Below are 10156 nucleotides of genomic sequence, written 5' to 3'. Positions count from 1 at the left end.
ACGCCATGCCACCACGATCCGCTCCTCCGTCCCGGCAGTCACGCCGAAGCACATCACGCTTTCCCAACACCTACTGAGCCCGCGGCTCCGGTGGGGGCCGGGGCGCCCCGGTCCGGGCGGGGGATCCGCCGGACCTAGGATGGTCGCATGCTCAGCATGACCTTCACCGGGCTCGTCGCCTACCCGATCACCCCGTTCCAGCAGGGCGGCCGCCTGGACCTGGAGTCCTTCGAGCGCTACGTCGGCCGGCTGGTCCGGACGGGCGTGGACGCCGTGGTGGTCCTGGGCAGCTCGGGAAGCTTCGCCTACCTCTCCGGGGAGGAGCGGGCCGAGGTCGTGGACGTCGCCGTGGAGGCCGCCCGCGGCTCCGGGGTACCGGTGGGGGCGGGGATCTCCGCGATGACCACCCGCGAGGTCCTGGAGATGGCCTACGCCGCCGAGAACGGCGGCGCGGACGGGCTCGTGCTCAACCCGCTGTCCTACATCCCGCTCGTCTCCCAGGAGATCGCGGACCAGGTGGAGACGGTCGCAGCGGCCGTGTCCCTGCCGCTGTGCATCTACAACAACCCGACGACGACGGGCTTCACGTACCCCGTGGAGCTCGCCGCGGAGCTGTCCTGGCTGGAGAACGTCAACGCGTTCAAGGACACCGCGGACTCCCCGGAGGACCTCGCCGCACGGCGGGGCCGGTTCGCCGAGCTCGCGGAGCCGGGAACGGCCCACGGGGTGAGCGGGGAGCGGCTGCTCCACGAGGCGGCGCCGGACGCCGCGGCCTGGCACTCCGGGATCGCCGCGGTGCTCCCGCGCCAGTACGCCGCCTTCCGCGCCGCGGTCGTCGCGGGGGACGAGGACGAGGTGCGCACGTGGCGGGCCGCGCTGACCCCGCTGATGGAGATCCTGCGCCAGGAGCGGCCCCTCAGCTCCCTCTACGCCCTCGCCGAGGTCTGCGGCGTCACCACGGCCCCGCCGCGGCGGCCGCTGCTGCCGATCCCCTCGGCCAGCCGGCAGCGCCTGGCCCAGGCCGTCGAGGAGCTCCTCGACGAGGCGCCCGACGAGCGGGTCTGACGAGCGGGCCCGACGGGCGCGAGCGGCCGGCCTCAGCCGTGGGCCGGGGCCCCGGCGGACTGCGCACGGTCGGCGTCCCGCAGCACGGGGTCCGGGGTGCGGGTGACCGCGAAGCCCTTCTCCACGGTGCGGGCGGTGGCCCAGATCAGCACCGCGGAGCCCACCAGGTGCAGTGCCACGGCCACGATCGGCACGCCGTTGAAGTACTGGTAGTAGCCGATGAGCGCCTGCAGGACCAGGACGGCCAGCAGGACGTTGAGGCTCGAGGCCAGCGGGACGGGCCACCGGTGCCGGCGCGCGAGCACCAGGCCGAGGACCACGGCGACGACGATCAGGTACACCGGGACCGCGTGGGCACGGGTGATGAGGTAGGCGTCGAAGGCGTGCCGGGCGGTGGAGTCGTCCCCGGCGTGCGGGCCGGTGCCCGTGACGAGGGTGCCCAGGTAGAGGATCAGGGCGCTGAGCACCGCCAGGCTCACCATGAGACCCCGGACGGCCCGGCGCTGCCCGTAGGCCTGGCCGGGCCGCTCGGCGTCCCGCACCGCGGGCAGGGAGCGCCGCCGGGTGCGGTTGACCAGCACGGTGGCCAGGGCGATCATCGCCCCGGAGATGAGGTAGTGGATGCCCACGATCCAGGGGTTGAGCCCGGTGAGCACGGTGATCCCGCCGACCACGGCCTGCAGCGGGATGCCGAGACCCAGCAGCAGGGCGATCCGGAACAGGTCGGGGTGCTCGCGGCGCAGCCGGAGCACGGCCAGGAACGTCAGCACCGCCACGGCGGCCAGCAGGAACGTCAGCAGGCGGTTGCCGAACTCGATGACGCCGTGCATGCCCATCTCGGGGGTGTTCGTCCAGGACTCGTCGGTGCACCGGGGCCAGGTGGGGCAGCCCAGGCCGGACCCGGTCAGCCGGACGAGCCCGCCGGTGAGGATGAGCACGGAGTTCGCCAGCAGCGACGCCACGGCGAGCCACCGCACCCACCGGGTGATCCTGGTGGGCAGCAGGACACTGCCGCCCTCACGGACGTCGACGTCGCTGGGGTCGCTGGCGCGGTTCATGAATTCACTTCCGGACGGGGTCGGTGCGATGGGATCTCCGCCCCCAGTTTATCCGGGCCCGCGGCCCCCCGGTCCCGCCGTCCGGCACGGACCCGCGGGACCGCGCCGGCGGCTCAGCTCCAGCGGAACCAGCGCACCGCCGCGGCCCAGGCGGCGGCGGCCCAGACGGCGAGGACCAGGACCGGCAGCAGCGCGGGCGTCCCGGTGAGGAAGGTCTCCCGCAGGGCGGTGCCCAGTGCGCCGGAGGGCAGCAGCTCCACCGCCCGGCCGAGGCCCGCCGGCAGCGTGCGGGCGGGGAACAGGGTCCCGCCGACGGCGGCGAGCAGCACCCACACGAGGTTGGTCACGGCGAGGGTCGCCTCGGCGCGCACCGTCCCGGCGAGCAGCAGCCCCAGCCCGGTGAACGCCGCGGCGCCGAGCAGCAGGACCGGCACGGAGAGGAGCACCGCGGCCGCGTCCGGGCGCCAGCCGAGGGCCAGGCCCAGCGCGGCGACCAGCACGTACTGCACCACGAGCACGGCGACGATCGCCAGCAGCTTGCCGGCGATCAGCCCGCCGCGGCCCAGGGGAGTGGTGGAGAGGAAGCGCAGGACCCCGTAGCGGCGGTCGAAGCCGGTCTGGATGCCCTGCCCCGAGAACGCGTTGGAGAGCACGCACAGCGCCAGCACGCCGGGCACGGCGACGTCCACGCGGGCGGCGCCCGCCGGCACGGCGGCGTCCAGCAGGTCGGTGAGCGTCAGGGCCACGAGCGCCATGAGGGGCAGGATCAGCAGCAGCAGCAGCTGCTCCCCGTTGCGCAGCACCGCCCGCGTCTCGTAGCGGGCCTGCGCGGCGACCCGGCGCGCCAGGGGGGCGGGCTGCGGGCGGGTGGCGGTCGGCGGGGCGGGGGCGGTCATCGGATCTCCCGTCCGGAGATGTCGAGGAACACGTCCTCGAGGGTGCGCGGCTGGAGGGACAGGGACTCGGGCAGCGTGCCGGTGGCGGTGAACCACCGGGTCACGGTCTCGAGCAGGGGGGGAGTGAGGGCCCCGGTGAGCGTCACGGTGCGGTCGGCGCGGGTCGTGCGGACGTCCTCGAACCCGGGGCCGTCCCACGGGAACGGTCCCGCGCCCAGCTGCTCGGGCGCCAGGGTCAGCACGAGCACGGCGGGGGCGTCGGCGCCGGGGGCGACCAGCTCCGCAACCGACCCCTGGGCCATGACCCGGCCGTGGTCCACGATGTAGACCTGGTCGGCCAGGCGCTGGGCGTCGTCGAGCAGGTGCGTGGTGAGGATGATGCACACGCCCTCGCGGCGCAGCTGCTGGACGAGGTCGAAGACGATGTTGCGGGACTGCGGGTCCATCCCGGCCGAGGGCTCGTCGAGGAAGAGGACCTCCGGGTTGCCGGCCAGGGCCGCCGCCAGGGCCACGCGCTGGCGCTGGCCGCCGGAGAGCCGGCGGACCACGGTGCGGTCGAAGCCGCTGATGCCGAGCCGCTCCACGAGCTCGTCCATGTCCCGGGGGCTGCGGTACAGGGACGCCACGTGCCGCAGCAGCTCGAGCGGGCGCACGGCCTGGGGGAGCCCGCCGTCCTGGAGCATCACGCCCACGCGGGCGCGCAGGGCGGGACTGGCCCGCCACGGGTCCTGCCCGAGCAGCCGGACCGTGCCCCGCGAGGGCTGCTGCAGGCCCTGGGCGCACTCCAGGGTGGTCGTCTTGCCCGCGCCGTTGGGGCCGAGCAGGGCCGTGATCTCGCCGTGCCGCGCCGTGAGGGACAGTCCGTCGACGGCGTGCACCACGTCGGCGCGCGTGGCGCCCGGCCCGGCAGGGTGCCGGGAGCGGCGGCGGCGGACGGGGAACTCCTTCACGAGGCGCTCGATCGAGAGTGCGGGCGAGGACGCGGGGGGACTCTGGGCGGGCACCGGACCAGTGTAGTGCGGCGCGCCCGCGGGCCGACCCCCTTGGCCCCACCGCCCCGGGGGGTTATTATGAGTAAGTCAGGATTTATTGACCCCGGCCGTGATCCCACCGAGTAAGGCTCCACTTACTGGTCAGGTCGGAATGAATTACGACATACTCCGGTTGTGTATTAGCAGCGGCCCTGTGGGTCGCACGCTGCACCACGAGAACCTCCACCCCGACCAGGAAGCGAACGGTTCACCCATGACTCAGACCACGGACGCCCGGAGCAGGTCCCGCTCCGGCCCGCGGGCGGAGCAGGAGGAGAACACCCGCTCGCGCGTGCTCGGGGCCGTTCTCGAGCACGGACCGGTCTCCGCCGCAGACCTCGGCGAGATGCTCGAGCTGACCCCCGCCGCCGTGCGCCGCCACCTGGACGCGCTCGAGCAGCAGCACTTCATCGAGGTCACCATGGTCCGTCGCCGCAGCGGGGGCGCCGGCCGCCCGGCGCGCCGCTACGTCGTCGCCCCCGAGGGCCACGCCAAGCTGGGCGACGACTACCTCGAGATCGCGACGGACGCGCTCGAGAGCATCCGGCGCATCGCCGGCCCCGCCGCCGTGCACTCCTTCATCCAGGACCGCGTGGACCGCCTGGAGGCGTCCTACCGTCCCGAGGTCGAGGCCGCCGGCAACGACGTCGCCGACCGCCTGCCCGTCCTGGTGCGGCTGCTCAGCCGCGACGGCTTCGCCGCCTCCACCAACGAGGTGGCCGTCGGCCGCGGAGAGTCCCGCACCATCGTCTCGGCGCAGCTGTGCCAGGGGCACTGCCCCGTGCGCGAGCTCGCCGCCCGCTACCCGCAGTTCTGCGAGCTGGAGACCGAGCTCATCGCCCGGCTGCTCGGCACCGACGTCCGCCGGCTCTCCACCCAGGCCGCCGGAGCGCACGTGTGCACCACGCACGTGCCCCTCGCGCGGCCGGGACCCGCCGCGGCACCGACGTCCGCGGACCGTCCCGCGGAGCGGATCACAGGCCAGATCACAGACCAGACAACAGAGGAAGGCCGTCATGACTGAACAGATCGCCAGCGGCAACGACACTGTCATCGCCGACATCCTGGAGAAGAACCCCGAGCTCGAGGGCATCGGCACCTACGAGTACGGCTGGGCCGACTCCGACGTCGCCGGCGCCTCCGCGCGCCGCGGGGTCGACGAGGACGTCGTCCGGGACATCTCCGCGAAGAAGAGCGAACCGCAGTGGATGACCGACCTGCGGCTGAAGGGCCTCAAGTTCTTCGACCGCAAGCCCATGCCCACCTGGGGCGCGGACCTGTCCGGGATCGACTTCGACAACATCAAGTACTTCGTGCGCTCCACGGAGAAGCAGGCCGCCACCTGGGAGGACCTGCCCGAGGACATCCGCAACACCTACGAGAAGCTGGGCATCCCGGAGGCCGAGCGCGGACGCCTCGTCTCCGGTGTCGCCGCCCAGTACGAGTCCGAGGTCGTCTACCACCAGATCCGCGAGGACCTGGAGGAGCAGGGCGTCATCTTCCTCGACACCGACACCGCGCTCAAGGAGCACCCGGAGATCTTCGCCGAGTACTTCGGCACCGTGATCCCCGTGGGCGACAACAAGTTCGCGTCCCTGAACACGGCCGTGTGGTCCGGCGGCTCCTTCGTCTACGTCCCCAAGGGCGTGCACGTCGAGATCCCGCTGCAGGCCTACTTCCGCATCAACACGGAGAACATGGGCCAGTTCGAGCGGACGCTTATCATTGCGGACGAGGACTCCTACGTCCACTACATCGAGGGCTGCACCGCGCCGATCTACAAGACCGACTCGCTGCACTCCGCCGTCGTGGAGATCATCGTCAAGAAGAACGCCCGGGTGCGCTACACGACCATCCAGAACTGGTCGAACAACGTGTACAACCTCGTGACCAAGCGCGCGATCGCCCACGAGGGCGCCACCATGGAGTGGATCGACGGCAACATCGGCTCGAAGGTCACCCAGAAGTACCCGGCGGTCTACATGACCGGCGAGCACGCCCGCGGCGAGACCCTCTCGATCGCGTTCGCCGGCGAGGGACAGCACCAGGACACCGGCTCCAAGATGGTGCACATCGCCCCGAACACGTCGTCGTCGATCGTCTCGAAGTCCGTGGCCCGCAACGGCGGCCGCGCCGCCTACCGCGGTCTCGTGCAGGTCCGCGAGGGCGCGCACGGCTCGAGGTCCAACGTGGTCTGCGACGCCCTGCTGGTGGACACGATCTCCCGCTCCGACACCTACCCGTACGTCGACATCCGCGAGGACGACGTCACCATGGGCCACGAGGCGACCGTCTCGCGCGTCTCCGAGGAGCAGCTGTTCTACCTCATGCAGCGCGGGATGGCCGAGGACGAGGCCATGGCGATGATCGTGCGCGGGTTCGTGGAGCCGATCGCCCGCGAACTGCCCATGGAGTACGCGCTCGAACTCAACCGCCTCATCGAACTGCAGATGGAAGGATCCGTTGGCTGACATGACCAAGCTGAACGAAACGATTCGCAACGCCACGGAGGCCGCCGCCTCCGCGGCCACCGCGGTGGCCGACAAGGCCGTCGGCGCGGCCAAGGACGTCTACGGCAACCTGGGCGAGAAGGTCGACGGGGTCCCCACCGGGGACGCTCGCGTCGCCATCCCGGGCATGGACCTGGAGGGCGAGACGCTCTCCGCGGAGCACGCGAAGACCGAGACGCTCGTGCGGCACACCGCCCACGGCGACATCTCCGGCGTGCCCGACTCCTCCCGCGCCGGGCGGCGCACGTCCTACGACGTCGCCGACTTCCCGAAGCTCACGGGCCGGGAGGAGGACTTCCGGTTCACCCCGCTCAAGCGCCTCAAGGGGCTCCACGCCGACGCCCTCACCGGCCCGGCGCCCGCGGTGACCGTGGACTCGGACGCCGTGCGCGTCGAGACCGTGGGCCGCGACGACGCCCGCATCGGCAGTGCCGGCATCCCCGAGGACCGGCTCTCCGCCAACGCGTGGAGCAGCGTCACCGGAGCCACCGTGCTCACCGTGCCGCAGGAGGCCGAGGTGACCGAACCGGTCCTCGTCGACATCCACGGCACGGACGCCACGCCGGCCGCCCAGCACCTCGTGATCGACGCCCAGCCCTTCTCCAAGGCCCTCGTGGTCCTGCGCCACCACGGCAACGCCGTGCTGTCGCAGAACGTCGAGTTCCGGGTCGCCGACTCCGCGAACCTGACCGTGGTGACCCTCCAGGAGTGGGACGACGACGCCGTGCACGCCTCCTCCCAGCAGGCGCGCCTCGGGAAGTCGGCCACGTTCAAGCACGTGCTCGTCTCCCTCGGCGGCGACCTGGTGCGCGTCACCCCGTCCACGCGCTTCGACGCCCCGGGCGGCTCCGTGGAGATGTACGGGCTGACCTTCGTGGACGCCGGGCAGCACCTGGAGTCCCGGCTGTTCGTGGACCACTCCCAGCCGCACTGCACCTCGCGGGTGACCTACAAGTCCGCGCTGCAGGGCGAGAACGCGCACGGCGTGTGGATCGGCGACGTCCTCATCCGCGCCAGCGCGGAGGGGACCGACACCTACGAGCTCAACCGGAACCTCATCCTCAACGACGGCCCCCGGATGGACTCCGTGCCGAACCTGGAGATCGAGACCGGCCTGATCGCCGGTGCCGGCCACGCCTCCACCACGGGCCAGCTGGACGACGAGCACCTCTACTACCTCATGTCCCGGGGCATCCCCGAGGACGAGGCGCGGCGGCTCGTGGTCCGCGGGTTCCTCTTCGAGATCATCCAGCAGATCGGTGTCCCGGACATCGAGGAGCGTCTGCGCGGGGCCGTCCAGGACGAGCTCGCCTCCGCGAACTACTGATCCGTCTCCCGCACGCACCCTTTCCGACCACAGACTTTTTCGACCACAGGAGAACCATCCATGGCAACTCTCGAGATCAAGGACCTGCACGCGTCCGTCGTGCTCGACGACGAGACCACCAAGCCGATCCTCAAGGGCGTGAACCTGACCATCCGCTCCGGTGAGGTCCACGCGATCATGGGCCCCAACGGCTCCGGCAAGTCCACGCTGGCCTCCACCATCGCCGGCCACCCCAAGTACGTCGTCGACTCCGGCGAGGTGCTCCTGGACGGCGAGAACGTCCTGGAGATGTCCGTGGACGAGCGCGCCCGCGCCGGCCTCTTCCTGGCCATGCAGTACCCGGTGGAGATCCCCGGCGTGACGACCTCCAACTTCCTGCGCACGGCCAAGACCGCGATCGACGGCGAGGCCCCCTCCCTGCGCACGTGGACCAAGGACGTCAAGGCGGCCATGGAGCAGCTGAAGATCAGCCCCGACATGATCCAGCGCAACGTCAACGAGGGCTTCTCCGGCGGCGAGAAGAAGCGCCACGAGATCCTCCAGCTCGAGCTGCTCAAGCCGAAGATCGCCCTCCTGGACGAGACCGACTCCGGCCTCGACGTGGACGCGCTCAAGGTCGTCTCCGAGGGCGTCAACCGCGCCCTCGAGACCAACGACATGGGCATCATGCTCATCACCCACTACACCCGCATCCTGCGCTACATCAAGCCGCAGTTCGTGCACGTGTTCCACGACGGCCGTGTGGTCGACGAGGGCGGGCCCGAGCTCGCCGACCGGCTCGAGAACGAGGGCTACGACCGCTACCTGGTCCCGGCCAAGTAAGCGGACCCACCCCACCAGCCCCGAAAGGAGGCCAGCGATGGCCGACACCCCTGCTGAGACCACCGCCGACCCCGCGACCGCGGGCCGGCCCTCCGCCGAGGAGGTCGAGGAGGCGCTCAAGAACGTCATCGACCCCGAGCTCGGCGTCAACATCGTGGACCTGGGCCTGCTCTACGGCTCCAAGTGGGCCGAGGACGGCGCCCTGATCCTCGACATGACCCTCACCACGGCCGCGTGCCCGCTGCAGGACGTCATCGAGGAGCAGTGCGCGCAGAACCTCGATCCCATGGTGGACGAGTGGCGCGTGAACTGGGTCTGGATGCCGCCGTGGGGTCCCGAGCGGATCACCGAGGACGGCCGCGACCAGATGCGGGCCCTGGGCTTCAACATCTGAGCGGTTCCTCCCGCACGACGACGGCGGTCGGCCCACCTCTTGGGGAGGTGGGCCGACCGCCGTCGTCGTGCCGTGCCCGGTCCTGCCGCCGTGCCGCGACACCTCGATCAGTAACCTTGCGGATTTCCGGTGCAGAGCCCGGGCGCGCTCCTACACTGCCGTCATGGGTCAGACCTTGCTCTTCGGGATCGTCGCCTCGAGCGCCCTCGTCATCGGCGCCCTCGTGGGCGTGCGCTTCGAGCTCCCGAAGCGCGTGCTCGCCATCCTGCTGTCCTTCGCCGCCGGTGCCCTCATCACCGCGCTGGCCTTCGAGCTGTTCGAGGACGCCTACGAGCGCGGGGGCCTGCCACTGGCCGTGATCGGGCTGTTCGCCGGTGCCGTGGTCTTCACCGCCCTGAGCGCCCTGCTGGACCGCTGGGCGCAGCCGGGGCCCCGTGCCCAGGACGCCGAGAAGCAGGAGGGCAGCGCCAAGCTGGACACCGACGCCGCCGCGGAGCAGAAGGCGCCGACGGCCGCCTCCGCGGGCGGCGCCGCCGGTCTGGCCCTGCTGGCCGCCGTCACCCTGGACGGCGTGCCCGAGAACGTGGCGCTGGGTGTCGCGCTCACCGAGGGCACGGGCGGGCTGGCGCTGCTCGCCGCGATCTTCGTGTCCAATCTGCCCGAGTCCCTCGTCGGCGCCGCCTCGATGCGCGAGCAGGGCATGTCCCGGGGCAAGGCCGTCCTGCTCTGGACCGTCTGCGCCGTGCTCCTGGTGGTGGCCGTGCTGATCGGCGCCGGACCGCTGGCCGGCAGCGATCCCGAGACGATCTCCCTGCCGCTGGCCTTCGCCGCCGGCGCGGTGATCGCGTCACTGGCCGACACCCTGATGCCGGAGGCCTACGAGCACGGCGGTCCGGCGGTGGCGCTGAGCACCGCCTCGGGCTTCGCGCTGTCCTTCGCCCTGTCCCTGGCCTGAGGGGCCCGCCCCGAATCCCTTAGTAAGTGTTGGGAAAGGGGTCACCCTACGGTTTTCGCTTGCCATGGTCGTCGTCCTGGTGGTGGAGCCAGGCGGCG

At 71.7% G+C, this 10156-nt stretch carries 10 protein-coding genes; 7 read left to right on the top strand and 3 right to left on the bottom strand.

What is annotated here, in order from left to right:
• Window positions 1-147 precede the first annotated feature (147 nt).
• On the top strand, window positions 148-1065 hold the full coding sequence (locus Q0817_RS19390; RefSeq protein ID WP_298591937.1) for a dihydrodipicolinate synthase family protein: 918 nt from the start codon (window positions 148-150) through the stop codon (window positions 1063-1065).
• A gap of 32 nt (window positions 1066-1097) precedes the next feature.
• On the opposite strand, the gene Q0817_RS19385 is transcribed toward Q0817_RS19390, so the two are convergent.
• The 3 genes from Q0817_RS19385 to Q0817_RS19375 form a co-directional block, all read right to left on the bottom strand.
• Window positions 1098-2123: a heme A synthase gene (locus Q0817_RS19385; RefSeq protein WP_298591935.1), complete on the bottom strand. Its 1026-nt coding sequence runs from the start codon at window positions 2121-2123 to the stop codon at window positions 1098-1100.
• 113 nt (window positions 2124-2236) lie between these two features.
• Window positions 2237-3019: an ABC transporter permease gene (locus tag Q0817_RS19380; RefSeq protein ID WP_298591934.1), complete on the bottom strand. Its 783-nt coding sequence runs from the start codon at window positions 3017-3019 to the stop codon at window positions 2237-2239.
• Window positions 3016-4023 carry an ABC transporter ATP-binding protein gene (locus Q0817_RS19375; protein ID WP_298591932.1) on the bottom strand — a complete coding sequence of 336 codons (1008 nt, stop codon included), beginning with the start codon at window positions 4021-4023 and terminating at the stop codon, window positions 3016-3018. Before Q0817_RS19375 ends, Q0817_RS19380 begins: the two co-directional genes overlap by 4 nt.
• 241 nt (window positions 4024-4264) lie before the next feature.
• Here Q0817_RS19375 and Q0817_RS19370 point away from each other — a divergent pair, with 241 nt between their 5' ends.
• The 6 genes from Q0817_RS19370 to Q0817_RS19345 all read left to right on the top strand — a co-directional run bounded on the left by Q0817_RS19370 (window position 4265) and on the right by Q0817_RS19345 (window position 10058).
• On the top strand, window positions 4265-5074 hold the full coding sequence (locus tag Q0817_RS19370; RefSeq protein ID WP_298591929.1) for a metalloregulator ArsR/SmtB family transcription factor: 810 nt from the start codon (window positions 4265-4267) through the stop codon (window positions 5072-5074).
• Entirely contained in the window at window positions 5067-6521 is a 1455-nt protein-coding gene (gene sufB, locus Q0817_RS19365; protein WP_298591926.1) for a Fe-S cluster assembly protein SufB, read from the top strand. Before Q0817_RS19370 ends, sufB begins: the two co-directional genes overlap by 8 nt.
• Window positions 6522-6687: 166 nt before the next feature.
• Entirely contained in the window at window positions 6688-7887 is a 1200-nt protein-coding gene (gene sufD / locus Q0817_RS19360; RefSeq protein WP_298591939.1) for a Fe-S cluster assembly protein SufD, read from the top strand.
• 60 nt (window positions 7888-7947) lie between these two features.
• Window positions 7948-8709, top strand: a complete 762-nt coding sequence (gene sufC / locus Q0817_RS19355; RefSeq protein WP_298591923.1) for a Fe-S cluster assembly ATPase SufC — start codon at window positions 7948-7950, stop codon at window positions 8707-8709.
• 37 nt (window positions 8710-8746) lie between these two features.
• A complete protein-coding gene (locus Q0817_RS19350; protein ID WP_298591920.1) occupies window positions 8747-9103 on the top strand; it encodes a metal-sulfur cluster assembly factor in 357 nt (118 codons plus the stop codon).
• 163 nt (window positions 9104-9266) lie between these two features.
• Complete coding sequence (locus Q0817_RS19345) at window positions 9267-10058, top strand: ZIP family metal transporter (protein WP_298591917.1); 792 nt, start codon at window positions 9267-9269, stop codon at window positions 10056-10058.
• Window positions 10059-10156 lie beyond the last annotated feature (98 nt).

Source organism: uncultured Kocuria sp. (genome assembly GCF_947500125.1).
GTDB lineage: Bacteria > Actinomycetota > Actinomycetes > Actinomycetales > Micrococcaceae > Kocuria.
This window is presented reverse-complemented; position numbering and strand designations above follow the sequence as displayed.

Excerpts from the sequence above, each read along its gene's own strand:
- Q0817_RS19370 (WP_298591929.1), top strand. The coding sequence starts at position 4,265 with ATGACTCAGACCACGGACGCCCGGAGCAGGTCCCGCTCCGGCCCGCGG.
- Q0817_RS19385 (WP_298591935.1), bottom strand. The coding sequence starts at position 2,123 with ATGAACCGCGCCAGCGACCCCAGCGACGTCGACGTCCGTGAGGGCGGC.
- Q0817_RS19350 (WP_298591920.1), top strand. The coding sequence starts at position 8,747 with ATGGCCGACACCCCTGCTGAGACCACCGCCGACCCCGCGACCGCGGGC.
- Q0817_RS19390 (WP_298591937.1), top strand. The coding sequence starts at position 148 with ATGCTCAGCATGACCTTCACCGGGCTCGTCGCCTACCCGATCACCCCG.
- sufD (WP_298591939.1), top strand. The coding sequence starts at position 6,688 with ATGGACCTGGAGGGCGAGACGCTCTCCGCGGAGCACGCGAAGACCGAG.
- Q0817_RS19345 (WP_298591917.1), top strand. The coding sequence starts at position 9,267 with ATGGGTCAGACCTTGCTCTTCGGGATCGTCGCCTCGAGCGCCCTCGTC.
- Q0817_RS19380 (WP_298591934.1), bottom strand. The coding sequence starts at position 3,019 with ATGACCGCCCCCGCCCCGCCGACCGCCACCCGCCCGCAGCCCGCCCCC.
- sufB (WP_298591926.1), top strand. The coding sequence starts at position 5,067 with ATGACTGAACAGATCGCCAGCGGCAACGACACTGTCATCGCCGACATC.
- sufC (WP_298591923.1), top strand. The coding sequence starts at position 7,948 with ATGGCAACTCTCGAGATCAAGGACCTGCACGCGTCCGTCGTGCTCGAC.